Source organism: Nesterenkonia sandarakina (assembly GCF_013410215.1).
Lineage (GTDB): Bacteria > Actinomycetota > Actinomycetes > Actinomycetales > Micrococcaceae > Nesterenkonia > Nesterenkonia sandarakina.
In genome coordinates, this window is the sequence record NZ_JACCFQ010000001.1 from 2,695,132 (window position 1) to 2,720,383 (window position 25,252).

Consider the following 25,252-nt stretch of genomic DNA (forward strand, 5'->3'; position numbering starts at 1 on the left):
TATACCAAGGAGCAGTCCGTGATCTTCATCGTCGTGAAATTCCAGGTCAAGCCGGAGTTCGCCGAGCAGTGGCCGGCCATCACCGCGGAGTTCACCCAGGCCACCCGGGCAGAGCCGGGCAATAAGTGGTTCGAGTGGTCCCGCAGCGTGGAGGACCCCAACGAGTACGTGCTCATCGAAGCCTTCGACGACGACGCCGCCGGCCCGCACGTGGAGTCTGCGCACTTCCAGCAGGCCGTGAGCTCCGAGGGGGCCATGGCGCAGGCCCTGGTGTCGACCCCGAAGATCATCTCGCGCCAGATCGACGGTGAGGGTTGGGAAGAGATGGGTGAGATGCAGATCAACTGATCTGACCTGCACCGCGCGGAGCGCCGGGGTGAGGAACACCGCAGATCATCCCTATGATGGGTACCGTGCAGATCTTGAGTGTTTCCAGTCTGAAAGGCGGGGTCGGTAAGACCTCGGTCACGATGGGCCTTGCCTCGGCCGCTCTCCATCAGGGGGTGCGAACCCTTGTCGTCGACCTCGACCCTCACGCGGACTCCACCACCGGACTTGCGGTCACTCGGGGCACCGGCACCGAGGCCGGACAGCTGTTACGTGACGCCAAGCGCGCGGACCTGAACGACCACGTGGTGCGCTCCGGCTGGGTCGACCTGCTGCCCAAGGAGCACCGCGCCCAGGCCACGCTGGACGTCGTCGTGGGCTCCGCGCTGTCCGCGGCCTTCGACCGTCCAGACATCCGGCCCCGCGACATGCGCCGGCTTCGGCTGCTGTTGGACCGGGTCACCGGATACGACCTGGTCCTGATCGACTGCCCGCCCTCGCTGGCTGGGCTGACCCGGATCGGCTGGGCGGCGTCCAGCGGCGTGCTGCTGGTGGCCGAGCCGAGCCTGTTCTCCGTCGCCGGCACCGAACGCACGATGCGCGCCATCCGGATGTTCTCCAATGAATACGCCCCGCAGCTGAAGTCGGCCGGTGTGGTGGTCAACCGGGCACGGGCGGATTCCACCGAGCATGAGTACCGGCTTCTGGAGATGGAGCGGCTCTATAAGGACAAGCTGATGCTGCCCGTACTGGAGGAGAACCCCTTCTGGCAGCAGATCCAGGGCGCCGCATACCCGGTGCATCAGTGGCCCGGCGACCAGGTCCGGGACCTGGCCAAATCCTTTGATCAGCTGCTCACCCAGCTCGCCTGAGCTCCCGTCACCGCAGCTGATACAGAAAAAGGACCGCCCCTCAGCGGGGCGGTCCTTTTTCTGTGTCCCCAGAGGGGAATGAGGATGAGGTCTAGGAGGCCTGGGAGCGGCGGGCCCTGAGCTGGGCGAGTTCATCTCCGGCCGAGCCGAAGGCCTCGAGCTCTGGGATCGCATCGGGTTCGGTGCGCTCACGCGGGAGCTCCACCAGGCTGGCCTCCACCTCGCGCCAGACTCGACCCACAGCAATGCCGAAGACGCCCTGGCCGCCCTGGACCAGGTCGATGACCTCGTCGGCGGAGGTGCACTCATAGACCGAGGCACCATCTGACATCAGGGTGATCTGCGCGAGGTCATCCACGCCGCGCTCACGCAGATGCTCGATCGCTGAGCGGATCTGCTGCAGGGAGACCCCGGTGTCCAGAAGCCGCTTGACCACCTTGAGCACCAGGACGTCACGGAAGGAATAGAGCCGGGCGGAGCCGGAGCCGGCGGCGTTGCGCATCGAAGGCTGTACCAGCTTGGTGCGAGCCCAGTAGTCCAGCTGACGGTAGGTGATGCCCGCGGCGGCGCAGGCCACGGGACCGCGGTAGCCCAGCTCCTCATCGAGCTCGGGCAGGCCGTCGCTGAACAGGGGCTGCTGGGCAGCCGCATGTCCTGGCCGTACACGCTCATGTTCCGCGTGTGATTCTGGACCCACCTGGTAGCCTCCTGAAGTGCTGGACTCCGCTGGGGAAGCGCATCCCATACCGCGAGGGCGGCGCGTGGGGTGCACGCGGAAACCTTGTCCCCTGACGGTATTCCTGCAGGGGTGCAGGGTCAAAGACATTCGAAATTTACTCTACGGCGTGTCGTGAGATTGCACTAGTCATACCCCGGCCATAGGCCGGTTTCACTCGAAATCCTCCGGCTCCGCACTATCCAGGAACCGGCGGAACTCCTTGATCTCATCCTCAGAGATGGGACGCTGACCGGTGGCCGCGGTCCTCGGCGTGATCCCCACCCGGGTGAGCATCTCCCGGTCCATGGTGACCAGGCATTGCACCCGGACCGCCACTGCGATGGCATCTGACGCTCGAGCATCGAAGCTGCGGCCATTGCCCAAGAGGATGGTGCCCCGGTAGGTCGAGGCATCCAGCATGCCGATCTCCACCGACCGGACCCCCGAGCCGAGTCTGGCGATGACCTCCGAGAGCAGATCATGGGTCATCGGGCGGGGCGGGACCTTCTTCTCCATGGCCATCGCGATCGCATTCGCCTCGGCCGGTCCTACCAGGACCGCCACATGGAGGTTCTCAAGGCCCGGTTCAGCACCCCGGAGCACCACGACAGGCTGCTTCGATGGGAGCTCGATCCGAACCCCCACGACATCCAGCGGCACCAGCTGGCTCTCCATGGCTTAAGTCTAGGTCAGTTCTTGTCCAACTGCTCGACTGAGGTGTCCATGATCGAGGCGCGCAGGTCCTTCAGGCACTGCAGCATCTCCTTGGAGGACTCTGCGACCCGGGCACGGGCGGCAGTGTCCTTTCGAGCGGCATGCGGAGCCATGGCCCGGGAGATCAGGTCCAGTTCGTTGTCCGCGGAGCGCCGGATGTTGACCAGGTGCTTCGGCTCCAGCCCGTAGCGGGCCAGTACACGGACGGCCTTGACGGCCTTGAGGTCGTGATGGCTGTAGTTGCCGTCGCTGTCCGCCTGGATGATCCGAAACTTCTCCAGGGTGTCGAGCATGCCCCGGGTGGCGCCGGAGTGCGCGCGCAGCTCTTTGCGAGACATCGGCCGGATCCGCCCGGTGATCTGGGCGGCCATCTCCTCGGTGACCTCACGGGGCCCCACCGGTGCGGCCTGCGGCAGCGCCTCGGCGGTCTCGCCCGAGTCGATGGCATCCATGGTCTGCTTGATGACATCCAGCGGCATGTAGCGGTCGCGCTGCAGGGCCAGGATGAACCGAAGCCGCTCCACATCGGCGGCACAGTACTTGCGGTACCCGCTCGCAGTGCGGGCGGGCTCGACAAGGTCGCGTTCCTCGAGGAAGCGCAGCTTCGACGCGGTCAGGTCCGGGAACTCGTTCTGCAGCTCACGCAGCACCTCGGAGATGGTGAAGACGTGGGTGGCGGCGCGCGCGGTCGAGGTCGTCGCCGGTTTCGGCTTCGGCGCGGGTGAAGCACTCACTGCGGGGCCTCTTTCGAGCTGCGGGGAAGGAACGTCATCGCCATTAGGATAACGTTCCCCAACGGTTCGCCCTGGGATCTCGGATCACCGGTCAGTCGGATTCTCTGGATCCGGCGTAGAAGGTGAGCCGGAACTTCCCGATCTGCACCTCATCGCCGGGCTTCAGCGTGTACTCGTCCACACGATCGTGGTTCACGTAGGTGCCGTTGAGGCTTCCGAGATCCCGTACCTGAAAGCTCACTCCCTGGCGGGTGAGCTCCACGTGGCGCCTGGAGACGGTGACGTCATCCAGGAAGATCCCTGCCTCCGGGTGCCTCCCGACGGTGGTCACATCCTGGTCCAGCAGGAACCGGGCTCCTTGGTTGGCCCCGCTGTGCGCGATCAGCAGCGCTGAGTTCCTGGGCAGCGCCGCAATGGCCTGCTTGTCATCATCTGAGAGATGAGGCTCGCCCGAGTGGGCATCGGCTGGTGGCAGCGAGATGCTCGTCGTCTCGGCAGCACTCTGCCCGTTCTCATGTTCTCGCGTGTTGTCCACGTCGCCTCCTCTCGCCGGCCCGCATGCTGGCGGCCTTCAGCCTACTTGCTTCTTATAGTCCTCGGCGGAGAGCAGCGAGTCCGTCCCTGCGGATTCTGCCAGCTTGATCTCGAAGAGCCAGCCCGCCGCATAGGGGGCGGAGTTCACCGCACCGGGATTCTCATCGAGGTCGGCGTTGACCGCCACGATCTCCCCCGCCACCGGCGCAAAGATGTCTGAGACCGACTTGGTGGACTCGACCTCCCCGACCACATCTCCGGCCGCCACACTGGCCCCAACCTCGGGATGCTCCACGTAGACGACCTCGCCGAGGGCGTCCTGGGCGAAGTCGGTGATGCCCACCCGCACCACCTGGGCATCCGCGGTGGTGCCGATCCACTCGTGTTCGGCGCTGTACTTGAACTCTTCGGGCACGGTGCTCATGGTGGCGCTCCACTCTTGGGCCGGTGATGGTGGCGTGACAGGTCGGTCCGCCATCGGCGGGCCGACCTGCTGGGCCTCAGGTCTGTCTGCGAATAACTTAGCACCCCGGACTGGCCTGGGGGTATGACCAGGCCTGGCTCAGCTCAGGCCTGCTTCGCGATGAACCTCTCGGCGTCGCGCTTGCGATCCTCGCGGGCCTCGCGTGTCAGCTCGGCGCCGGCCTCCGCGTCTCGGGTCAGGTTCTCACCGGTGGCCGGGTCGAAGAGGTGCATCCGACGGGTGTCGAGCCAGAGCTCGGCGGTGTCCCCGCTGCGGAACCGAGAGGTCGCATCGACCTCCACCACAAGCTGGGTGCGCAGCTCATCGGCGTCCATCTCCTCGGCCAGGTTGCGCAGCGTCTCCTGCACCCGTTCGTCGGTCTCATAGGAGACATAGGCGTACTGCTCGTTGCCCATCCACTCGCTGTGGCTGATCTCCGCGGTGAAGGTGGTGCCCTTCGAGAGCTGCGCCTCACCGAGCTGGGAGGCGTCGTCGAAGAACTCCGGTCGGATGCCCGCCAGGACGATCTCGCGTCCGGCGCCGGCCTTCGCCGCCCGGTCCGGGATCTCGATCTTGCCCAGCGGGGTGGAGAAGATGTTCCCCTCCACGGTGCCGGGCAGGAAGTTCATCGAGGGCGAGCCGATGAATCCGGCCACGAAGAGATTGGCCGGCTGTTCGTAGAGCTCCCGCGGGGAGGCGATCTGCTGCAGCAGGCCCTTCTTCAGCACGGCGACCCGGTCCCCCAGCGTCATCGCTTCGGTCTGATCGTGGGTGACGTAGACGCTGGTGGTGTTCAGCTCGCGCTGGAGCCGGGCGATCTCCGCGCGCATCTGCCCGCGGAGCTTGGCGTCGAGGTTGGACAGCGGCTCATCGAAGAGGAAGGCATCGGCCTCGCGCACGATCGCGCGACCCATGGCCACGCGCTGCCGCTGACCGCCGGAGAGGTTCGCCGGTTTGCGCTCCAGGTGCTCGGTGAGCTCGAGCATGGTCGCCGCGTGGCGCACCTTCTCGTCGATCTGTTCCTTGGTGAACTGCCCCTTGGTCAGGCGCATCGGGAACGCGATGTTCTCATACACGGTCAGGTGCGGATACAGCGCGTAGCTCTGGAACACCATGGCGAGGTTGCGTTCCCGAGGTGCCTTCTCATTGACCCGCTCCCCACCGATGAGCAGGTCCCCCTCGGTGATGTCCTCGAGGCCCACGATCATGCGCAGCAGCGTGGACTTTCCGCAGCCGGAGGGCCCCACCAGGATGATGAACTCGCCGTCCTCGATGTCGATGGAGATGTCGTTGACGGCCGGGAAGCCGTCGTCGTATTTCTTGACGAGATGCTGCAGTGTGATGGATGACATTTCAGTGGAGTCCTTATCTACTCAGCCCTTGACGGCGCCCTGGGTCAGTCCGGAGACGATCTGGCGCTGGAAGAGCAGCACCAGGACGACGACGGGGATGGTCACGATGATGGCAGCGGCGGAGATCGCGCCGGTGGGTTCCTCGAACTGGGAGGCGCCGGTGAAGAAGGCCAGCGCCGCGGGCACTGGTCTGGCGGCTTCGGTGGAGGTCAGGGATATCCCGTAGACGAAGTCGTTCCAGGCGATGAAGAAGGCGATGATGGCGGTGGTGAAGACCCCGGGCATGGCCAGCGGGACGATGGCCCGGCGGAAGGCCTGCCACTGGGTGGCGCCGTCCACCTGTGCGGCCTGCTCCAGGTCCCAGGGGATCTGCCGGAAGAACGCGGCCAGGGTCCAGATGGAGATCGGCAGAGTCAGCGACAGGTACGGGATGATCAGGCCGAGCCAGGTGTCGTAGAGCCCGATATTGCGCCAGAGGTTGAACAGCGGGGTGACCACCGAGATCACCGGAAAGATCGACACCGCCAGGGCGGTGCCCAGGATGATCCGCTTGCCGGGGAAGTTGAGCCGGGCGATCGAGTAGGCGCACAGCGTGGCCAGCACCACTGCGATGAAGGTGGCGATCAGTGTGATCCCGATCGAGTTTCGGAAGGCGGTGAGGAAGAGCTCCTGCGCGTCGCCGACCAGGATCATCCGGTAGTTGTCCCAGGTCCAGTTTGTGGGGAGGAAGGACGCGTTGCCCAGGTCAGCCTGAGTCTTGAAGCTGGTCGCCAGAATCGCGGCCACCGGAAAGAGCGCGTAGACCAGGACGACGACGGTCAGCACGGTCCAACCCAGGCGCTGCTTTCCGGTGAGCTTGCCGTTGGCGGCCATCTCTACTTACCTCCCTTTGCATCGGTGCCGCTGGCGAGATCGACCTTGAAGAACTTGATCGCGATGAAGCAGATCAGCAGGACACAGACGAAGAGGATCACCGAGACGGCGGAGCCCAGTCCGATCTCGAGCCGCCCGATGGAGGTCCGATAGGCCAACAGAGAGAGCACCTCCGTGTTGGCGGCACCATTGGTCATGATGAAGACGTTGTCGAATATTCGGAATGCGTCCAGTGCGCGGAAGAGCACCGCGACCATGATGGCGGCCTTCATGTTCGGAAGAATCACCCGGGTCATCTGCTGTCGCCAGCTGGCACCGTCGACCTTGGCGGCTTCGACCAGCTCATCGGGAACCTGCGCGAGTCCGGCCAGCAGCAGCAGCGCGATGAACGGGGTGGTCTTCCAGATCTCCGAGGCCATGATCACGGTGATGGCAGTGCCGAAGTTGGCGAACCAGTCGAGGTCGCTGTCGATGCCTGGGACCCAGCCGAACCAGTTGTTCACGAAGCCTGAGTTGATGTCGAACATGTAGTACCAGGCGAAGGCTGAGACCACGGTGATGATGCCGTAGGGCACGAGGATTGCGGTGCGCAGCGGTCCGCGGATCCGCTTCAGCGCCTTGTGCATGACCAGCGCCAGAGCGAAGCCGAGCACCAGCTCCACCGCCACGGTGACCACAGTGACCAGGACCGTGACTCCCAGTGCAGACCAGAAGACCTCCGTGTCAGAGAGGATCGTCATGTAGTTCTGCAGAAAGACGAAGGATCGGTCATCCGGCGATGTCAGTCGGAAGGAGAACATCGAGTCGTAGATCGCCTGGGCGATCGGATATGCGGTGACCGCGAGCATGATGAAGAATGCCGGTCCGGCGATGAGCCAGCCCAGACGTGCCTCGGACTTCGCCCGGTTGGTCCGCTTGGCGCCGGCGCCGTTCTTGCGATCGGCGGCCTTGCCGTTGGACGATGCGGCGGCTTCGCGCCTCTGCCGCCGCGAGGTTTCAGGTGCGGTTGTCACAGGAGACGCTCCCCTCGGAGGACTTCAACGATGAATGCATCGGTCTGGGCGGGAGTCTGTTCTGCGCTGACCCCGGAGATGGGGGTGAATTCCTGCTGGATAGCGGTGGAGATCTCGTTGTAGAAGGGGGTCTGCGGCCTGGGTGCCGCGTTCTCCAGCGCCTCCCGGATGGCGTCGGCCATCGGGAAATCGTCCTCGAGGGCAGGGTCTTCATACGCTGCCTCAGAGGATGGCGGGTTGCCGTTGGTGATGAAGTATTCGGTCTGGTTCTCTGGAGCCACGATGCACTCGATGGCCTCGAAAGCGAGCTCCTGATTCTCCGAGTCCGCGCCCACGCCGAGGTTGATGCCGCCCAGCGGAGGAGCTGAGGCGGTGTCCTCGACCACCCTTGGATACTGTGCCCAGCCGATGTCGTCGACGAGCCCCTCGTCCACCACGCCTTCCTCGGCGGCGGCGTTGGTCGCGGCCCAGACGAAGGGCCAGTTGACCATGAAGGATCCGGAATCCCCCTGGAAGAGCAGCATCGACTGGTTCTCATCCATGGAGGCCACACCGGGGCCGGCCAGGCCTTCGCTGCCGATCAGGGAGATCACCTCTGCCGCACGGCTCCCGACCTCGGTGTCCAGGTTGGTCTGAAGATCCACTGCGGGAGCCTCGGGGTTGGCCAGGATCGACTCGCCCTGGGACTCCACCAAGGCGTTGACCCACACGGTCATGGATTCGGCGCGGGTCCCTTGGACGCCGAGCAGCTTCTCCTGCTCCATCGCGGTCTCGATCACCTGGTCCCAGGTGACCGGTTCGTCCATATCGAGTCCGGCTTCTTCGACCACGGATTCGCGGTACCAGAGCAGCTGGGTGTTGGCCCAGAACGGAACGGTGACGAGTTCGTCGTTCCACATCGCCCCGGCGAGGGCACCCTCCAGGGTGTCTTCGGTGGTGCGCTCGGCGACATCCTCCGGGACCGGTGCGAGGAACCCGGGCTCTGCCAGTTCGGGGATGAACGGCGGGTCCAGCGACATGATGTCCAGCGAAGAGTCGTTGGCCGCGAGACGGCGGGCCAGCTGTTCGCGCTGGGAGGGTGCGTCGGCCGGCAGCAGCGAGGTGCGGATTTCGTAGGCACCCTCGGCCTCCTCGGTGCAGAGCTGCGCGAGGGTGGCCTGGCCGCCGTCGTCGGGGTTGATGTACCAGGTGAGGACAGGTACGTCCCCACTGTCGGAGCAGCCGCTCAGCAGGAGGGCCGCCGCGAGTGCGGTGCCGGCTGCCCGAACCTTCCGTCCCCTGCGCGGGGAGCCCTGCGATTCGCCCATGAATCTTCCACCTCTCGTCACCCGGCGCAGTGGCCCGGTCACTTGATGTGGCCTAGGCCACTACGTGTGATCGAGCCTACACCTCAGCTCCTGTACAGCAAATAGACAGGCTCTGAGAAGAGAGGGAAGAGGCAGGTCAGGCAGACTTCTTGCGGAACTTCTTGGCATCGGAGAGGGTGACCAGCTCGGCCTCGGCACCCTCACGGACGACCTCCCCGGTGATGGTCACCGAGGCGATGTCATCCCGCGAGGGAAGCTCAAACATCACAGGTCCCAGCACGTTCTCCAGGATCGAGCGCAGGCCGCGGGCACCGGTGCCGCGCAGCTCGGCCTGCTCCACCACGGCGCCAAGGGCCTCCGGGGTGAACTCAAGCTCGATCCCGTCGATGGAGAAGATCTTCTGATACTGCTTGACCAGCGCGTTGCGCGGCTTGGTGAGGATGTCGGTGAGGGCTGCTGCGTCCAGCTGCTCCACGGTGGCGATCACCGGGAGCCGCCCGATCAGTTCCGGGATCAGCCCAAACTTATGCAGGTCCTCGGGTTCCACGTCGGCATAGCTGGCCTCGCTCTTGGTGATCGTGGACAGCGGTGCGCCGAAGCCGATCCCCTTGCGTCCAGCGCGGGACTCGATGAGCTCCTCGAGGCCGGCGAAGGCACCGGCGACGATGAACAGGATGTTCGAGGTGTCGATCTGGATGAACTCCTGCTGCGGGTGTTTGCGCCCGCCCTGCGGAGCCACCGAGGCCACGGTGCCTTCCAGGATCTTCAGCAGCGCCTGCTGGACCCCCTCACCGGAGACGTCCCGGGTGATCGAGGGATTCTCGGACTTCCGGGAGATCTTGTCGATCTCGTCGATGTAGATGATCCCCTGCTCGGCCTTCTTGACGTCCCCATCCGCGGCCTGGATCAGCTTCAGCAGGATGTTCTCCACATCCTCACCGACATAGCCGGCCTCGGTGAGGCTGGTGGCGTCGGCGACGATGAAGGGCACCTGCAGCTTCCGGGCCAGCGACTGGGCCAGGTAGGTCTTCCCGGAGCCGGTCGGGCCCACCATCATGATGTTGGACTTGCCGATCTCGACGTCGTCCAGGGGGCCCTTCTCCAGGGAGGTGGTCTTGGTCGCCGAGCCTGTGGCCTGGATGCGCTTGTAGTGGTTGTGCACGGCCACCGAGAGAGTGCGCTTGGCCCTGTCCTGACCGACCACATACTCGTCGAGGAACGCGTAGATCTCGCGGGGCTTCGGCAGCTCGAAGTCATCGGGCTCCTGGACCTCGTTGAGGTACTCCTCGATGATCTCATTGCAGAGCTCGATGCATTCGTCGCAGATGTAGACGCCGGGCCCGGCGATCAGCTTGTACCGGACCTGCTTCTGGCTCTTGCCGCAGAACGAGCACTTGAGCAGATCTGCGCTCTCACCGATGCGTGCCATGGACGTGGGATCCCCTTAAGAACTGATGTGCATTCAAGATATAGCGTACTTCAGGGCACTGACACGTTCGGGGACGTTCCTATGGAACGTCCCCGAACGGGTGTCGTGATTCAGCGTGAAGGCCTCAGAGCGGAAGCTTGCGCGAGGCCAGGACCTCATCCACGAGGCCGTAGTCCTTTGCGGCCGCTGCGGAGAGGAACTTGTCACGATCGATGTCCTCGGCGATCTCATCCGCGGACTTCTTCGTGAGGTCCCCGAGCACCTCTTCCATCCAGGTGCGGATCCGGCGGACCTCGTCGGCCTGGATCTGCAGGTCGGTGGCGGTGCCGCGAGTGCCCCCGACGGCGGGCTGGTGGATCAGCACGCGTGCGTTGGGCAGGGCCAGGCGCTTGCCCGGGGTGCCTGCGGCCAGCAGCACCGCCGCGGCGGAGGCTGCCTGTCCCAGGCAGACCGTCTGGATGTGCGGCCGGACGAACTGCATCGTGTCGTAGATGGCGGTCATGGCCGTGAACGAGCCGCCCGGGGAGTTGATGTAGAGCGTGATGTCGCGCTCGGAGTCCATCGACTCCAGCACGAGCAGTTGCGCCATGATGTCATCGGCCGAGGCGTCGTCGACCTGGCTGCCCAGGAACACGATGCGGTCTTCGAAGAGCTTCGCGTAGGGGTCCTGACGCTTGAAGCCGTAGGGCGTCCGCTCCTCGAAGGAGGGCAGGATATAGCGCGAGTCCGGCATGCCGGGGCGGCTGGGCTGAGCCGAGGGAAGGCCGGGGGCCGAATGATCAAGGGGGTTCATATCAGATGTGCTCCTGTGGTCCTGGTGCGAATCGTGGGCTGAGGCTGGTCTGCTCCCGTCAAGGGATCAGACTCCCCCGCCGCCGGAGACGGTGGAAGACCGCTGGGCGATCTTGTCGAAGAAGCCGTACTCCAGGCCGTCCTCTGCGGTGAACCACTTGTCACGCGCGTTGTCCCGCAGGATCGTCTCGAGGCTCTGACCGGTCTGTTCGGCGGTGAGCTCCGCCATCACCTGCTTCATGTGCTGGATCAGCTGCGCCTGGATCCGAACGTCGGACTCGGTGCCGCCGATGCCGCCGGAAGGCTGGTGCATCAGGATGCGTGCATGCGGAGTGGCGAAGCGCTTGCCGGGCGTGCCCGAGGACAGCAGGAACTGCCCCATCGAGGCGGCCAGGCCGGTGGCGACGGTGACGATGTCGTTCGGGATGAACTCCATGGTGTCGTAGATCGCCATTCCCGCGGTGACGGAGCCGCCCGGGGAGTTGATGTAGAGGTAGATGTCCTTCTCGGTGTCCTCGGCGGAGAGAAGCAGCAGCTGGGAACAGATGGCGTTGGCGTTGTCATCACGAACCTCTGAACCGAGCCAGATGATCCGTTCTTTGAGCAGACGGTTGTAGATGTAGTCGTCCCGGGACGCGGGATCCACGCTGGACATGCTCGGCAGGCTCTGGGTCATGGACTCATCCTCCACTGGTGGGTCAAACTGGGTCGGCACGTGCAGTGCCCTCGGCAAGAACATTACTGGTTCACCCGGTCAGTGAGAGCCCCTGGTGCGGGACTGTTCGCTGTTGGCACACGGTTTCGACTCAAGAGCAGAAGGCTCAACGCACAGCGGGGCCCCACCGATACGGTGGGGCCCCGCTGTGCAGTCAGGAGCTGGATCAGCTCTGCTTGGTGTCCTCTGCGGCCTCGGACTTCTCAGTCTCGGTCTCGCCGGCCTCGACCTCAGCGTTCTCCGCTGCTGCCGGCTCTGCCTCGTACTCGTCACCGGCGGGGGTCACGAAGTCGGTCAGGTCCACGACGTTGCCCTCAGTGTCCTTGACCACCGCGAGCTCGAGCACCTTGGCCAGTGCTTTGCGACGGCGCACCTCGCCCATGATCATCGGAACCTGCCCGGCCTGATCGAGCATCTGGGCGAACTGGTTCGGCTCCATGCCGTACTGCGAGGCGGTGGAGACGATGTACTCGATGACCTCGCTCTGCTCGACGCCGATCTCTTCCTTCTGCGCGATCTCGTCGAGGACGAGCTCATTGCGGAATGCGTCAGCGGTCTGCTTGGAGAGCTCCTCGCGGTGCTCCTCGGTGTCGTGATCATCACCGGGGGTGTGTCCCTGGGAGGCGAAATGCTGCTCCACCTGCTCGGCGACCACGGACTCTGGCACAGGAACCTCGATGAGCTCCATGAGCTTCTCCAGGACCTTGTCGCGCGCCTCGATGCCCTGCTCCACGACGAGGTTCTCCTCAGCCTTGGACTGCAGATCGGCGCGCAGCTCCTCGATGGTGTCGAATTCCGAGGCCAGCTGGGCGAACTCGTCGTCGGCCTCGGGGAGCTCGCGCTCCTTCACGGCCTGCAGCGTGACCTTCACCGAGGCGGTCTCGCCCGAGTGCTCGCCGCCGGCCAGGGTGGTCTCGAACGTGGCGTCCTCTCCGGCGGAGAGGCCTTCGAGGGCCTCGTCGATGCCCTCGAGCATGGTTCCCGCGCCGACCTGGTAGGACAGACCCGATGCGGTGTCGACCTCTTCCTCGCCGACGGTGGCGATCAGGTCGATGGTGACGAAGTCATCCTTCGCGGCCGGGCGCTCGACGTCCTTGAGGGTGCCGAAGCGGCCGCGCAGCTCATCGAGCTGCTCCTGGACTGCGGACTCGTCTGCCGAACGGGACTCGACCTCGACCTCGAGGCCGGAGTACTCGGGCAGCTCGATGACGGGCTTGATGTCCAGCTCGCCGGTGAACTTGAGCACACCTTCGTTGGTCTTCACGTCCGGGATCTCTTCGATCTCGACCTCGGGACGGGAGAGCGGCGCGAGGTCAGCCTCGGCCAGGCCCTGCTGGTAGAAGTCGTTGAGACCATCGTTGATGGCCTGCTGGATGACGTACTCGCGACCGACGCGCTGGTCGATGATCGGAGCCGGCACCTTGCCCTTGCGGAAGCCTGGGACCTGGACCTGCTCGGCGATGCTCTTGTACGCCGCCTTGATCTTCGGTTCCAGCTCCTCGGAAGTCACCTCAACGGTGAGCTTGACGCGGGTCGGATTCAGATTCTCTACGGTGCTCTTGACCACGTGTGGGGCTCCTGATCGATGACTGGTGAATCGTCTGCTGTCGGGGTGACAGGATTTGAACCTGCGGCCTCACGCTCCCAAAGCGCGCGCTCTACCAAGCTGAGCTACACCCCGATCGACTGCCCGTCCTGTGATGTGACTGCCGGTAGATGGCAGCCCTGCATGAGGACTTCAGGCGGACCGGTCTACACTACCGTGTCCTCCCCCAGGGCGGCGAATCCTGCCGCTGCGGGCCCCCGATGAACCGGTGAAGCGCCCGTGCCGCGCCGAGCACTGGCGGGCTCGCGAGGTGAGACCACGGTCACTGCCCGCGGATTGGCGTGCCCGCCGACCTGGTGCTAGAGTTCTATGTCGTTGCCCTGCAGAGATGCGGTGCGGCGAAAGTGAATACAGCGCTTGTCTTCAAGGGCCTCTAGCTCAATTGGTAGAGCATCAGACTCTTAATCTGCAGGTTTCGGGTTCGAGTCCCGAGGGGCCCACTTTTCACGAACAGGCGCTGTATCAGGAACAGGCCGTCGGAGCACGAGTTCATCTCGCAGCCCGGCGGCCTTTTTCATGCCCCGGCAGCCTGACGGGCCCCGGCCCTAGGCCGCGTTCATCCGCTCCACGACATCCATGAAGTAGTCGATGAACTCATAGAAGTCCTCGACGTCGCGGCGCTGGTGCAGCGCTATCTCAGGGAACTGGTCGAATCGCACCTGCCCATGCAGGTCGAGCTTCATCCGACGACCGGTGGAGAGGGTCACCTCCACGACATTGTCCTGCGACGCCATGCCGGCAAGGTTGGTGAGGTTGACCAAGGTGGGGACGGCGCCTGCGGCAGGACCTGGTTCTATCCCCTGGCGCAGCAACCGGACCCGGTCCAGAGCCTCGTCGAGATCCACAGGACACAGCACGATCTCCACCGGCTCACGCCGGTAGCCCACCAGCAGCAGGGAGCCGCCCCAGGCCCGTGCAGCGCCCTCCTTGGCCGGGACCCCCAGCCGGTCCACCGTGCAGAGGATGTTGTAGGACCCGAAGTTCATCACCGAGGCGTCGAAGCTGACCCGCAGGGCGTCGACCAGGTGCTGTTCCGGCTGGCTGCGCTCGGTGACGATGACCATGATGCCTCTACTCTCGCGGGGGCTTGGTTGAACTAGTCTACGGATAGGCCGATTCCGGCGCATCAGCACTCCCTTTGAAAGGACTTCGATGAGCATCCGACTCGAAACCGGCGATCAGGCTCCGGACTTCACCCTCCCCGCCGCTGCAGGGGACTCCGTGAGCCTGGAGCAGCTGCGCGGAAAGAAGGTCATCCTGTACTTCTACCCGAAGGCGGCCACCCCCGGTTGCACGACCCAGGCATGCGACTTCCGAGATTCGCTGGACTCCCTGGCCGCCTCGGGCTACTCGGTCCTGGGGATCTCTCCTGACCCGGTCTCGGCCCTGGAGACGTTCACGCAGGACCAGTCGCTGAGCTTCCCGCTGCTCTCTGACGAGGACCACTCGGTCGCGGAGTCCTACGGCGCGTGGGGCGAGAAGAAGAACTACGGCCGCGTGGTCGAAGGCCTGATCCGCTCCACGATCGTGCTCGACGAGGACGGCAAGGTCGCACTGGCCCAGTACAACGTCAAGGCCACCGGTCACGTCGCCCGGCTCCGCGAGAAGCTCAACGCTTGAGCCCGTCCTGAGCTCTGCGTCACCCCCGGGGCCGGAAGCGTCGGCCCAGGGGCTGGGAGCCTCGGCCCGGGGGCTGCGGAGCACCCTCTGCGACGTGCCGCGCGGACCCGGTCCCGCGAGCAGGCGCTCCTGTAGACTGAGGCGTCGCCGAGCAGGTGGAGGCACCTCCGGCGATGACTGCGGGCGTGGCGGAATTGGTAGACGCGCTGGATTTAGGTTCCAGTGTCTTAGACGTGGGGGTTCAAGTCCCCCCGCCCGCACCACGAAGCCAGACCAGTCGCGGAGCTCCCGCCGGTCCTGCCCCGATCGAAAGGACCCGAGATGCGCTCACCCATGCAGCGCCGTCGCTTCCTCGGCGCCCTCGGGCTGGCCGGCGCCGCCGGCGCCCTGGACTGGCCAGCCTCTGAGCCCGCCTCGGGGGCGGCTGCCCAGCTCAGCGCCACGGGACCTGCCGAGGACGAGCTCCCGGGCGGCGTCGTGCTCTCCGCCGTGTCCTCTGTGGTCTCGATGGACCCGGCACTCGCGGTGGACACCGAGACCGAGCGGGTCTGCCGACAGGTGTTCGAGACGCTGGTCGGGGTCGATCGCGAGACCGGCGCCACCGTGCCGCTGCTGGCCACCGATTGGGAGACCAGCCGCGACGGACTGCGTTACACCTTCACCCTGCGCGAGGACGTCCTCTTCCATGACGGCAGCGCCTTGACCGCCGAGGTGGTGGTGGCGAACTTCCAGCGCTGGGGTCGCATGAACGAGATTCTGGGATCCGACGCTCCGGCCCGCACCACGCTGGCCTTCGAGTCGCTCTTCGGCGGATTCTTCGACGACCCCGACTGCCTGTTGGAATCCGCGGAAGCCCCTGACTCCACCACTGTGCGGTTGACCCTCTCGGAGCCGCTGGTCTTCCTCCCCGAGGCCCTGGCCATGCCAGCCTTCGGGATCGCCTCCGCCGAGGTGCTCTCGGAGAGCGAGCCGGATCTGCTGGCCCGAGAACCCCGCGGCACCGGGGCGTACCGGCTGAGCAGCGTGAGGGCCGACGAGGTGGTGCTCGAGGCGTTCGAGGACTATTGGGACGGCAGACCCGCTGCTGAACGGGCAGTGGTGCGCACCCTGCCGCGTTCCTTCGACCGGCTCCGCGAGCTGCAGCGCGGAGGCATCGACGTCTATGACTACATCACCGCCGAGAATCTGCGCTCCCTGGTCCAGTCCGGACGGCTGATCCTGCAGCGCGACCCATTCTCCGTGCTCTACCTCGGGTTCAACCTGGACCACCCCGTCATGGGAGATCCCGAGGTGCGGGAGGCCGCGGCGCGCGCTGTGAACCTCACCAGCTTGGTGGAGTCCTTCTTCCTCGAAGGCAGTCGACCCGCCTACCAGTTCACCCCCGCAGCCCTGGGTGTGCACTCGGAGCAGGCGCAGCGCTATAACTACAACGTCGAGGAGGCGCAGGAGCTGCTGACCGACGCCGGCTACGACGGCGAGCCGCTGCCCTTCTACTACCCGATGAACGCCACGCGCAGCTACTTCCCCCGACCCGAGGCGGTGTTCGCCTCGATCGCGCGGGATCTGACGGCGGTCGGCTTCAACATCACTCCGCGCCCGGTGTCCTGGGACAACGGGTATGTCGATGCCCTGCTCGACGATGATCAGCGGGCGATGCACCTGCTGGGACGCAACGGCGGGTACCGGTCCCCGCACTCCTTCTTCGGCCCGCTGTTCTCGCATCAGACCCCTGAGTTCAACTACGACTCCCCCGAGGTGCGCGAGCTGATCCGCAGTGCGCGCAGCGAGACCGAAGAGCAGTCACGCAATGACTTATACCGGGCGATCGCCGATCTCGTCGCCGAGGATCTTCCGGCGCTTCCGCTGGTGCATCCGATCTCCGGTGTGGCGCTGGGCCGCGGCGTCGCCGATTATCCGATGTCGCCGGTGCTGCACGAGCTCTTCAAGGACATCGTTCCGGCGGAATAGCCACCGCGACCGCCCGGCGGAGGATTTCCCGGGCCCGCGCGGGCGCAGGTAGAGTCGATTGACGGACAACACGTACCACCCCCGGGTCTCATCAGGGGGAACACTCAAGGAGAATTCTGTGGCCAAGTCATCGTCGACAAGCGCTCAGCAGTCCAGCGAAGGACAGAAGTTCGACGTCGTGCTCATCGGCGCCGGAATCATGTCCACCACGCTCGGCGCCCTGCTCAAGGAGCTGGAGCCGAACTGGTCCATCGGGCTGTTCGAGGCGCTGGACCAGGCAGGCCAGGAGTCCTCCGATCCCTGGAACAACGCCGGCACCGGCCACGCGGCGCTCTGCGAGCTCAACTACACCCCGCGCGGGGCCGACGGCAAGGTCTCCACCGCGAAGGCCCAGGGCATCAACGAGCAGTTCACCGTGTCCAAGCAGCTGTACTCGCACTGGGTCAAGTCCGGGACGATCGGCTCGCCGCGCACCTTCATCAACGGACTGCCGCACATCAGCTTCGTCTGGGGCGATAAGAACGCGCAGTACCTCAAGGATCGCTACGAGGCGATGAAGGCCCAGCCGCTCTTCTCTGACATCGTGCACACCGAGGATCACGCGGAGATCGCCGAATGGGCGCCGCTGCTGATCGAGGGCCGGGATCCCGCCCAGCGGATCGCCGCCTCCAAGTTCGACACCGGCACCGACGTCGACTTCGGCTCACTGACCCGCCAGCTCGCCACCCACCTCGGCGGCAACGGTGTGGATCTGCGCTACGGACACGAGGTCCAGTCCGTCAAGCGCGGCGTGGACGGCCGCTGGGACATCAAGGTCAAGGACAAGGCCACCGGAGATCGCAGTGTGGCCAGTGCCCGCTTCGTCTTCGTCGGTGCCGGAGGCGGTGCGCTGAGCCTGCTGCAGGGTGCGGGCATCGATGAGATCAAGGGCTTCGGCGGGTTCCCGGTCTCGGGCAAGTTCCTGCGCACCACCGACCCGACGGTCGCCGAGAAGCATCACGCCAAGGTCTATGGCCTGGCATCGGTGGGCGCTCCCCCGATGTCGGTGCCGCACCTGGACACCCGTTTCGTCGAAGGTCGGCGCACGCTGATGTTCGGACCCTACGCCGGATTCTCCACGAACTTCCTCAAGAGCGGCTCCTTCATGGACCTGCCGCTCTCGGTCCGTCCGCACAACCTGAAGCCGATGCTGCAGGTGGGCAAGGACAACACCGATCTGGTGACGTACCTGGTCAAGGAGGTCACCAAATCCTCCAGCTCGAAGTTCGAAGAGCTGCACGCCTTCTTCCCCAGTGCTGGCTCGGACGCCTGGGAGATGATCACCGCCGGTCAGCGGGTGCAGGTGATGAAGAAGAACGAGAAGGGCAAGGGCGTGCTGCAGTTCGGCACCGAGCTGATCTCCGCCAAGGACGGCTCCATCGCCGGACTCCTCGGTGCCTCCCCCGGCGCTTCGACGGCGCCGTCGATCATGTTCTCGCTGCTTGAGCGCTGCTTCGGGGCGCAGATGGACCGCTGGCGCCCCAAGCTGGAACAGATGGTGCCTTCCTTCGGACGGGCACTCAATGACAACCCGGGGCTGCTCTCCGAGGTCACCGCGGACACCGTCAAGACTCTGCAGCTGCAGCCCTGATCCATGCCCCGCCTGGAGTTCCCCGCCCCTGAATCTGTCCGCACCCCGTCCGGACTGACGCTGCACACCTGGACCCACTCCGAGCCCACCGGGGCGCCGGTGCTGCTCATCCACGGCTTCGCCAGCAGCACGCTCTACAACTGGGTGAAGACCGGATGGCTGGATCCGCTGGCGCGCACCGGACGCAGCATCATCGCCGTGGACCTTCCCGGTCATGGGGAGTCCCAGGACATCAATCCCGTCGATGTCCGGGTCGCAGACATCCTCGCGGATCTGGGCACCCACCTTCGGGAGCAGGGGCACCACCAGGTCGCGGTGCACGGATACTCCCTGGGGTCCCGCCTGGCCTGGGAGTTCAGTGCGGCCCATCCCGAGATGGTCACGCATCTGATCATGGGAGGATCCCCTACCGATGATCGTCTGGGCGCACTGAAGGCGAAGCAGGCTCGGCTCTGGGTGCAGGAGGGCGTGCGCCCGGTCGACGATCTGACCCGGAACCTGGTGACCCTGGCCGGCGCGCTGCCCGGCGCGAATGTGCCCCATACCGTGGAGCTGCTGCTGAGCCTCTCGGTGGACTCCTATGACCCCGCCGCGACCGTGCCGCCGGTGCCCACGCTGGTGGTGGCCGGATCGCAGGATGAGATCGCCGCTGAGGCGGCCTCCCTGGTGCCGCTGGTCACCGCCCAGGGCGCCGTCGCCGCGTTCGTGCAGATTCCCGAGCGCGATCACATCAACGCGGTGACCTCGAGGGACTATAAGAAGGCAGTAGTCAGCTTCCTGCAGAACGCCTGAACCGGGGTCATTCACCGCGCGGAAGGACAGCGGCTGTATCCCTGCGGGACTCCGGGCTGCCCCAGAGCTGACCCGAGAACACCACGACGGCGGCCAACAGGCTGCCCGCGGTGACCACTGCGGCCGCGGCGCCGAGGCCGATCTCGTCGGCGGCGATCCCGGCGAGCGTGAGCCCCAGGGCGATCCCCAGCAACACTCCCCCGGCAACCGCCGGGGTCGCGACGGCGAGCCGACCGGTGGGCACAGAGATCGCCAGCCCGGCGTAGAGTCCCCGGATGAGCCGTCCCAGAGCGGCCGATTGCAGCACCGCGAGACCGCTGAGCGTCACCAGTGTCCACGTCCCAGGCGGCAACAGCGTCGCCAGCACCACCATCAGCAGACTGAGCACCACCAGCAAGAGGACATGCAGCCGCCGTCGACGCAGGGTCAACGGGTCGGTGAATCCCGCTGGTCTCCAGCGGGCACAGAGCACCCCTGCAGCCGCCATCAGTCCGATGGCCAGGGCGAACACGCTGGGTCGGCTCAGGGGCTGCGCCGCATCCAGCACCGAGATCCAGAGACCTCCCAGGACAAGTCCCAGTGCGGCGGCCAGGGTGATCCCCGTGCTGAGGCCTCGCGCCCAGCCGGGATCGGATTCCGCTGCCGGAACGCCCGCTCCCGGCGTCGGTGCAGCTGACTCGGGTCTACGTGCCGCTGACCCGGATGTCTGCGCTGCGGACGCAAGTCCATGGTGTTCCAGAAGAAGCTGCTGGGCGGACTCGGCTCCCGCCAGGGGCAGCCGCGCGGATTCCACGGGAGCCTCGGTGAGGTGTGCACGCTCCACCGCGTACAGCGGCACCGCCACCGCTGTGAGCACCGCGGAGCTGAGCAGTCCGACGGTGGGCCCCACGCTGAAGCTCAGCACGGTGAGCAGAATCGGCGCTGCCACGAGGGCGGCGTCGTCGAGCCGACCCTGGACACGCAGCCCGTGCCGCACCGAGATGCCTGCTTCCCCGGCCCAACTCCCGGCACGGCTGAAGGTGGCCACCGCGGGGGTGCTCAGGCCCGCGATCAGGGTGAAGATCAGCAGCAGCGTGTAGATGGTGGCGTTGGAGGCGAGCGTGTCACCTCGGGTGAGCCGATCGACGCTGCTCACCATCAGCACCAGCATCAGCACATGCACGATGGCGCTGACCAGCAGCACGTTGCGCGTGCCGAAGCGCTCCGCGCCTGCGCTGGCGGCCGGGGCGGAGATCGAGAGGCCGATCAGCCCGGCGGCGGTGAGCGTGGCGGTGGTGAACATCGAACCGGTGCTGGCCGCGGCGGCGGCCATGACCCCCACCGGCAGCATGGGCCCCGGCATCCGCGCGGCGAGAGAGACGGCCGCGGCCCAGGGAGGCGGGCCGCTCACGGGATGACCATCTCGGTGGTCGATCCGGCGCGATGCCGGTGGATGCGCAGCTGGGTCGGGATCGCGCGGTGCATCTCGGTGACATGGCTGACCAGCCCCACCCGGCGACCCTCCCCCTGGAGTCGGTACAGCGCGCTCATGACGTGTTCCAAGGTGTCTTCATCCAGTGAGCCGAACCCCTCATCGATGAACAGGGACTCCATGCCGATGCCACCGGACTCTGATTGGACCACCTCGGCCAGGCCCAGCGCCATCGCGAGCGAAGCCATGAAGGTCTCCCCGCCGGAGAGCGAGGAGGTGGGCCGCTCCACGTCGCTGTGGTCATCGTGGACCTTCAGCTCCAGTCCGCGCAGCCCGCGTCCGCCTGCCTCATCGCTGTGGTGAAGCCGGTACCTGCCCTCTGACATGGTGGCCAGGTGCCGCGTGGCTGCTTCTGCCACACGTTCCAGGCGCGCGGCCAGCACGAAGGTGGTCAGCGTCATCCGCAGCGTGTTCTCCGGGCCTGCCCCGTTGATGGTGGCCGCCAGCTCGCTTCTCCTGCGCTGCTCGCCCAGGGCGGAGTCGCGGTGGCGCAGAGCCGACTCGAGTTTGCCGATGTGGTCCTCGACGGTCTCGCACTGGGCCTGGAAGCGCAGCTGAGCGGCTCCCGCATCATGTAGGGCCCGCGCCGCGGCGGCACTGAGCTCCCCCGCGCGGTGCAGCTCCTCGGCGTCGGGACGGGTCTGCCCCTCCAGCTGACGACGCCGGCCGGCCTGGACCGACTCCTGCTCAGATTCGTAGTCGAGCTGGTGCTTCAGCTCGTCCCAGGCCGTGACCGTGTCTTGATCGCGGTGCAGCGTCGCCTGGTCCAAGAGCGCGGCCCCCAGCTGGGCCTGCTCGGTGAACTCCGAGCTCTCGAGCTGGGCGGAGGCGCTGGCCTGCGCGCGGTCCCGGTGGGACCGCTGGAGGGTTGCGGCCTCGAGCCGTGTCAGGGCGAATCGCAGCTCGCCGAGCACCTGCTCAAGGGACTCGCGGCGCAGGGCCAGGGAGTCGTAGTCTCCGCGCAGCCCCGTCAGCGCCGCTTCCAGCTCGCTGACCTGCGCGCGCTGTTGGACGAGCGCGGCCTTGGCCTGCTGGGCACCGTGCCGGGCCTCGAGCAGGCGGGTCTGCACGCGCTGCCGCTGCGCGGCGTTGGCGTCGAGCTGGCTGCGCAGCTCGCGCTGGTCGGACCTGCGCCGCTCGGCGGCCTCCAGCGCCTCCTGCGCCCGAGCCAGCTCGGCCTCGGTGTCGGTGACGCTGAGCTGCGCGTGCTCGGCAAGCTCGGAGTGCACCGCCTCAAGCTGTTCGCTGAGGCTGCGCAGTTCGATCTGGGCCTCGCTGAGCTCGTCTCGTGCTGTCTGGAGCTCCAGCTGAGTCTGTTCCACCTCTGCCTGGGTGATGGAGGAGTCTTCGTCCACGGCTGGATGCGGGTGCTCGGTGGACCCGCAGACCAGGCACGGCTCTCCAGCTTCGAGCTCTCCGGCCAGCTGCAGGGCGAGGTTGCGCAGGTAGCTCGCCAGGCGCTGCTGGTGCCGAGCCTTCGCCTGACTGTGGGCCTGCTCGCGCTCGTCCTGGCGTGCCCGCCACAGCTCGCAGCGAGCTGAGATCTGGTCTCTGGTGCGCTGGGTCTGCAGCCGTTGGGTCAGCGAGCCGGTGGCCGCGCGCGCCAGATCCCGCGTACTTTCGAGCTCTTCGAGGTCCTCCAGCTGTGCCTGCAGATCCTGATGCGTGGCGTCCAGCGCCTGTTGCTGCCCGGTCAGCTGCGCGGCCTCGGCCTCTGTCTGCTCCTGCTGCTGCTCGGAGCCGGAGATCTGCGCGGAGACTTCGGTGAGCCGAGCCTCGAACTGACCGGCGTCTTCATCGGAGAGCCGGGCGCGCAGTGCGATCAGCTCCTCCACCGCAGCGGTGAGCTCCGCAGATTCCGGCTGGGCACGGTGCTGCGCATCGTGTTCTCCGGCGAGGAGCCTGCGGGCGGAGATCTCTGCCGGCTGCCGCGCCGCGAAGACGCCCAGGGCGGACTCGGCCGACTCGGTGGCGGTGACGGCGGCGTCGACGGCGCGTCGGTGGTCCTGCACCGCCTCGGCGGCGGCCGTGAACCAGCTCTGGATGAGCTGCGCGGATTCATGCCGTCGCAGCGCATCCCGCAGCGCTGCCACCCGTGGCGCCTGTTCCCGATGCGCCGCCAGCCGTGCCTCATGCTCGGCGAACCGGCGCAGCTCCTCCTCCTGGACTCGCAGCTCCGCGTCCGCGGCAGCCGCGGCCTGCGCGGCAGAGTCGGCCTGCGCGGAGTCCTGGTGCAGCTGGGCGCGTCGAGCCTCGATGGCTTGGGTGACGCGTTCGGTCAGCTCTGATTCGGGCAGCTCCGTCAGCTCCGTCTCGGTCAGCTCGGTCAACTGCGTCTCGGGCAGCTCGTTCAGCTCAGCCTCGGGCAGCCCGGGAAGCTGCTGCTGCCCGGCAGAGTCGTCCGCGGCTTCGGCCCGCTCAGTGCCGGGGAACATCGCCAGCGCCGCCTGGCTGAGGTTCTCGCGGTGGGTCTGGATCCGGGTGTCGCTGTCCTTGAGCTGCTGCTCGGCCTCCCGGGCGAGTTCGCGCAGGTGCTTCTCCAACAGGGTGAACCGATCGGTGTCGAAAAGTCGCTCCAGAAGCTCCTGCTTGTCCTTGCTGCTGGCATGCAGGAAGTGCGCGAAGGCGCCCTGCGGAAGCAGGATGACCTTGGTGAACTGGTGCAGGTCCAGGCCGAGCAGACGCTGCATCTCATCGTTGGCCGCCTGAATCCCGGAGGTGTAGGGCTGCCAGCTGCCGTCCTGGAAGAATTCCACGACGATGCGCTGCCCCACCTCCCGCTGCCGGCTGGCGTCTCGCTTCTGCGGACGTCCGTGCTGCGGGGAGCGCCGGACCCGGCAGCGACGCCCGCCCTGGGTGAACTCCAGCTGCACGTAGGGCTCGCTGTCTGCGGGCGCGTGGGTGCTCTTGAGCTGGGTCTTGTCCCGCTGCCCGGGCACGTCGCCGTAGAGCGCGAAGGTGATGGCGTCCAGGATCGAGGTCTTGCCCGCTCCGGTGCGCCCGCGCAGCAGAAACACCCCATCGGCGCCGAGCCGGTCGAAGTCGACGACTTCGGTCCCGGCGAAGGGGCCGAAGGCGTGCAGGGTGAGCTGGTGGAGCTTCATGGCCGCACCGCCTGGAGGCCCTCAGCGATCAGCTGGGCTTCTTCGGCGCTGGCTCCGCGTCCGCCTCGGACGTGCTCCAGGAAGCCTTCGACGACCTCGGTGTCGGTGCGGGCGCGCTCCACCTTCGCCGAATACGTCCTGTGCGGGGCGTCGTGGCGGCCGGTGTGCGAGAACGAGGCCATATAGGGGTAGACCTCCTGCAGGCGTTGGAAGGCGCGCGCCGGCCGGATCGGATCGGTGAGCTTGATCTGGAGATAGGACTCCCGGTGCAGCTCCACGGTCTCCGGGGCGAGCAGCTCCTCCAGGGGCAGTTCCAGCTGAGCCAGAGGTCGACCGATGCTCCAGTCCAGAGGCTGGGCCGGCTCCACCGAGCCGGAGTCCCAGAGCCAGGCTCCCTTGGCCTGCCTGGTCTCGGAGAAGGAGAGCCGCAGTGGAGAGCCGCTGTAGCGCACGGTCTCGGACAGCCGCTGGCGCCCATGCAGATGGCCCAGCGCCACGTAGTCGAAACCCTCGAAGAGCTCCAGAGGCACCACGGCGAGACCCCCGATGCTCTCCTCGTGATGCTCCGGCCGGTCCCCGGCGGCCGCGTCGACGCCGATGTTGCGCTCCGAGTCCGAGGCCGCGCCAGCCGCCGCGAAGAGATGGGCCATCAGGACAACTGTGGGCTCCGAGCCGCCGACTCGACGTCGTTCCACGTCTTCCCAGATCCGGCGGATCACCTCGGCGGTGACGCCGGTGTGGTGGCCCCCGTCCAGCCCCAGACTGGGCGCGAAGAGCTGAGGCTCCAGATAAGGGATGCCGTAGACCAGGGTCTGCCCGCCATCGGACTCGGTGACCTCCACCGGGGTCCACGCCTCACTCAGCGCGCTGCGGATGTGCACCCCGGAGCCGCGCATCAGACCGCGCCCGAAGCCCAGACGCGCGGCGGAGTCGTGATTCCCAGGGGTGATGATCACCTGGGTACCGCCCTCGGTGATGCGCTGCAGCGCCTCCTCCAGCGCCGCCACGGCCCATTCCGGCGGCAGTGCGCGGTCATAGATGTCTCCGGCGATCAGCAGCACGTCCACCTGGTGCTCGGTCACCGCGGCGCAGACCGTCTCCAGCATCTGCTCCTGCTCGGAGCGCAGAGAATGACCATGGAAGCCGCGACCGAGGTGCCAGTCCGAGGTGTGTAGCCAGCGCATGCCCCCACGCTATCGGCTGGCACGGACATGGCCG

23 protein-coding genes and 3 tRNA genes are annotated in these 25,252 nt (G+C 66.5%); 8 read left to right on the forward strand and 18 right to left on the reverse strand.

What is annotated here, in order from left to right; genetic code table 11:
• The first annotated feature begins 18 nt into the window (after nt 1-18).
• Both HNR11_RS12270 and HNR11_RS12275 read left to right on the forward strand, forming a co-directional pair.
• Nucleotides 19-348: a putative quinol monooxygenase gene (locus HNR11_RS12270; protein WP_179442623.1), complete on the forward strand. Its 330-nt coding sequence runs from the start codon at nt 19-21 to the stop codon at nt 346-348.
• A 65-nt stretch (nt 349-413) separates the two neighbouring features.
• On the forward strand, nt 414-1,199 hold the full coding sequence (locus tag HNR11_RS12275) for a ParA family protein (RefSeq protein WP_058889458.1): 786 nt from the start codon (nt 414-416) through the stop codon (nt 1,197-1,199).
• Between the two features lie 91 nt (nt 1,200-1,290).
• Here the strand turns inward: HNR11_RS12275 and HNR11_RS12280 are convergent, their stop codons facing one another.
• The 14 genes from HNR11_RS12280 to HNR11_RS12345 form a co-directional block, all read right to left on the reverse strand.
• A complete protein-coding gene (locus tag HNR11_RS12280) occupies nt 1,291-1,896 on the reverse strand; it encodes a MerR family transcriptional regulator (RefSeq protein WP_343050675.1) in 606 nt (201 codons plus the stop codon).
• A gap of 192 nt (nt 1,897-2,088) precedes the next feature.
• A complete protein-coding gene (locus HNR11_RS12285; protein ID WP_179442624.1) occupies nt 2,089-2,592 on the reverse strand; it encodes a bifunctional nuclease family protein in 504 nt (167 codons plus the stop codon).
• Between the two features lie 14 nt (nt 2,593-2,606).
• On the reverse strand, nt 2,607-3,365 hold the full coding sequence (gene ftsR, locus HNR11_RS12290) for a transcriptional regulator FtsR (protein ID WP_083504901.1): 759 nt from the start codon (nt 3,363-3,365) through the stop codon (nt 2,607-2,609).
• A 91-nt stretch (nt 3,366-3,456) separates the two neighbouring features.
• The gene (locus HNR11_RS12295) at nt 3,457-3,900 is read right to left on the reverse strand and encodes an FHA domain-containing protein (protein ID WP_179442625.1); all 444 of its coding nucleotides are present in this window, start codon (nt 3,898-3,900) and stop codon (nt 3,457-3,459) included.
• A gap of 36 nt (nt 3,901-3,936) precedes the next feature.
• A complete protein-coding gene (gene gcvH / locus HNR11_RS12300) occupies nt 3,937-4,323 on the reverse strand; it encodes a glycine cleavage system protein GcvH (protein ID WP_058888990.1) in 387 nt (128 codons plus the stop codon).
• 143 nt (nt 4,324-4,466) lie between these two features.
• Complete coding sequence (locus HNR11_RS12305; protein ID WP_058888989.1) at nt 4,467-5,714, reverse strand: ABC transporter ATP-binding protein; 1,248 nt, start codon at nt 5,712-5,714, stop codon at nt 4,467-4,469.
• 21 nt (nt 5,715-5,735) lie between these two features.
• Nucleotides 5,736-6,587: a carbohydrate ABC transporter permease gene (locus HNR11_RS12310; RefSeq protein WP_058888988.1), complete on the reverse strand. Its 852-nt coding sequence runs from the start codon at nt 6,585-6,587 to the stop codon at nt 5,736-5,738.
• A 2-nt stretch (nt 6,588-6,589) separates the two neighbouring features.
• The gene (locus HNR11_RS12315; RefSeq protein ID WP_179442626.1) at nt 6,590-7,600 is read right to left on the reverse strand and encodes an ABC transporter permease subunit; all 1,011 of its coding nucleotides are present in this window, start codon (nt 7,598-7,600) and stop codon (nt 6,590-6,592) included.
• Entirely contained in the window at nt 7,597-8,907 is a 1,311-nt protein-coding gene (locus HNR11_RS12320) for an extracellular solute-binding protein (protein WP_179442627.1), read from the reverse strand. The genes HNR11_RS12315 and HNR11_RS12320 overlap by 4 nt, the downstream gene beginning before the upstream one ends.
• A 136-nt stretch (nt 8,908-9,043) precedes the next feature.
• Entirely contained in the window at nt 9,044-10,336 is a 1,293-nt protein-coding gene (gene clpX / locus HNR11_RS12325; RefSeq protein WP_179442628.1) for an ATP-dependent Clp protease ATP-binding subunit ClpX, read from the reverse strand.
• Between the two features lie 124 nt (nt 10,337-10,460).
• Nucleotides 10,461-11,129: an ATP-dependent Clp protease proteolytic subunit gene (locus HNR11_RS12330; RefSeq protein ID WP_179442629.1), complete on the reverse strand. Its 669-nt coding sequence runs from the start codon at nt 11,127-11,129 to the stop codon at nt 10,461-10,463.
• A gap of 66 nt (nt 11,130-11,195) precedes the next feature.
• On the reverse strand, nt 11,196-11,804 hold the full coding sequence (locus HNR11_RS12335; protein ID WP_058889456.1) for an ATP-dependent Clp protease proteolytic subunit: 609 nt from the start codon (nt 11,802-11,804) through the stop codon (nt 11,196-11,198).
• Nucleotides 11,805-12,009: 205 nt separating this feature from the next.
• Nucleotides 12,010-13,410, reverse strand: a complete 1,401-nt coding sequence (tig, locus tag HNR11_RS12340) for a trigger factor (protein ID WP_179442630.1) — start codon at nt 13,408-13,410, stop codon at nt 12,010-12,012.
• A 40-nt stretch (nt 13,411-13,450) separates the two neighbouring features.
• Nucleotides 13,451-13,524, reverse strand: a tRNA-Pro gene (locus HNR11_RS12345).
• A gap of 292 nt (nt 13,525-13,816) precedes the next feature.
• Here HNR11_RS12345 and HNR11_RS12350 point away from each other — a divergent pair.
• A tRNA-Lys gene (locus HNR11_RS12350) sits at nt 13,817-13,889 on the forward strand.
• A 105-nt stretch (nt 13,890-13,994) separates the two neighbouring features.
• On the opposite strand, the gene HNR11_RS12355 is transcribed toward HNR11_RS12350, so the two are convergent.
• Nucleotides 13,995-14,513 carry a hypothetical protein gene (locus tag HNR11_RS12355; protein ID WP_179442631.1) on the reverse strand — a complete coding sequence of 173 codons (519 nt, stop codon included), beginning with the start codon at nt 14,511-14,513 and terminating at the stop codon, nt 13,995-13,997.
• Nucleotides 14,514-14,601: 88 nt separating this feature from the next.
• Between HNR11_RS12355 and bcp the strand changes: the two genes are divergently transcribed.
• The 5 genes from bcp to HNR11_RS12380 all read left to right on the forward strand — a co-directional run bounded on the left by bcp (nt 14,602) and on the right by HNR11_RS12380 (nt 19,459).
• Nucleotides 14,602-15,069 carry a thioredoxin-dependent thiol peroxidase gene (bcp, locus tag HNR11_RS12360; protein WP_179442632.1) on the forward strand — a complete coding sequence of 156 codons (468 nt, stop codon included), beginning with the start codon at nt 14,602-14,604 and terminating at the stop codon, nt 15,067-15,069.
• A gap of 179 nt (nt 15,070-15,248) precedes the next feature.
• Nucleotides 15,249-15,332 (forward strand) — tRNA-Leu (locus HNR11_RS12365).
• Between the two features lie 58 nt (nt 15,333-15,390).
• Nucleotides 15,391-17,037, forward strand: a complete 1,647-nt coding sequence (locus HNR11_RS12370; protein ID WP_179442633.1) for an ABC transporter substrate-binding protein — start codon at nt 15,391-15,393, stop codon at nt 17,035-17,037.
• A gap of 118 nt (nt 17,038-17,155) precedes the next feature.
• Nucleotides 17,156-18,667: a malate:quinone oxidoreductase gene (locus tag HNR11_RS12375; protein WP_179442634.1), complete on the forward strand. Its 1,512-nt coding sequence runs from the start codon at nt 17,156-17,158 to the stop codon at nt 18,665-18,667.
• Nucleotides 18,668-18,670: 3 nt separating this feature from the next.
• Nucleotides 18,671-19,459, forward strand: coding sequence for an alpha/beta fold hydrolase (locus tag HNR11_RS12380; protein WP_179442635.1), 789 nt, complete (start codon nt 18,671-18,673; stop codon nt 19,457-19,459).
• Nucleotides 19,460-19,466: 7 nt separating this feature from the next.
• On the opposite strand, the gene HNR11_RS12385 is transcribed toward HNR11_RS12380, so the two are convergent.
• Genes HNR11_RS12385 through HNR11_RS12395 form a run of 3 tightly spaced genes read right to left on the reverse strand, consistent with a single transcriptional unit; the run spans nt 19,467 to nt 25,218 of the window.
• On the reverse strand, nt 19,467-20,849 hold the full coding sequence (locus tag HNR11_RS12385; protein ID WP_179442636.1) for a hypothetical protein: 1,383 nt from the start codon (nt 20,847-20,849) through the stop codon (nt 19,467-19,469).
• Nucleotides 20,846-24,034, reverse strand: a complete 3,189-nt coding sequence (locus HNR11_RS12390; protein WP_179442637.1) for an AAA family ATPase — start codon at nt 24,032-24,034, stop codon at nt 20,846-20,848. The genes HNR11_RS12385 and HNR11_RS12390 overlap by 4 nt, the downstream gene beginning before the upstream one ends.
• Nucleotides 24,031-25,218: a metallophosphoesterase family protein gene (locus HNR11_RS12395; protein WP_179442638.1), complete on the reverse strand. Its 1,188-nt coding sequence runs from the start codon at nt 25,216-25,218 to the stop codon at nt 24,031-24,033. The genes HNR11_RS12390 and HNR11_RS12395 overlap by 4 nt, the downstream gene beginning before the upstream one ends.
• Nucleotides 25,219-25,252: the final 34 nt, after the last annotated feature.

Coding starts and splice junctions, on each gene's coding strand:
- HNR11_RS12285 (WP_179442624.1), bottom strand. CDS start 2,592: ATGGAGAGCCAGCTGGTGCCGCTGGATGTCGTGGGGGTTCGGATCGAG.
- gcvH (WP_058888990.1), bottom strand. CDS start 4,323: ATGAGCACCGTGCCCGAAGAGTTCAAGTACAGCGCCGAACACGAGTGG.
- HNR11_RS12305 (WP_058888989.1), bottom strand. CDS start 5,714: ATGTCATCCATCACACTGCAGCATCTCGTCAAGAAATACGACGACGGC.
- HNR11_RS12310 (WP_058888988.1), bottom strand. CDS start 6,587: ATGGCCGCCAACGGCAAGCTCACCGGAAAGCAGCGCCTGGGTTGGACC.
- HNR11_RS12320 (WP_179442627.1), bottom strand. CDS start 8,907: ATGGGCGAATCGCAGGGCTCCCCGCGCAGGGGACGGAAGGTTCGGGCA.
- clpX (WP_179442628.1), bottom strand. CDS start 10,336: ATGGCACGCATCGGTGAGAGCGCAGATCTGCTCAAGTGCTCGTTCTGC.
- HNR11_RS12330 (WP_179442629.1), bottom strand. CDS start 11,129: ATGAACCCCCTTGATCATTCGGCCCCCGGCCTTCCCTCGGCTCAGCCC.
- HNR11_RS12335 (WP_058889456.1), bottom strand. CDS start 11,804: ATGACCCAGAGCCTGCCGAGCATGTCCAGCGTGGATCCCGCGTCCCGG.
- HNR11_RS12355 (WP_179442631.1), bottom strand. CDS start 14,513: ATGGTCATCGTCACCGAGCGCAGCCAGCCGGAACAGCACCTGGTCGAC.
- bcp (WP_179442632.1), top strand. CDS start 14,602: ATGAGCATCCGACTCGAAACCGGCGATCAGGCTCCGGACTTCACCCTC.
- HNR11_RS12370 (WP_179442633.1), top strand. CDS start 15,391: ATGCGCTCACCCATGCAGCGCCGTCGCTTCCTCGGCGCCCTCGGGCTG.
- HNR11_RS12380 (WP_179442635.1), top strand. CDS start 18,671: ATGCCCCGCCTGGAGTTCCCCGCCCCTGAATCTGTCCGCACCCCGTCC.
- HNR11_RS12390 (WP_179442637.1), bottom strand. CDS start 24,034: ATGAAGCTCCACCAGCTCACCCTGCACGCCTTCGGCCCCTTCGCCGGG.
- HNR11_RS12395 (WP_179442638.1), bottom strand. CDS start 25,218: ATGCGCTGGCTACACACCTCGGACTGGCACCTCGGTCGCGGCTTCCAT.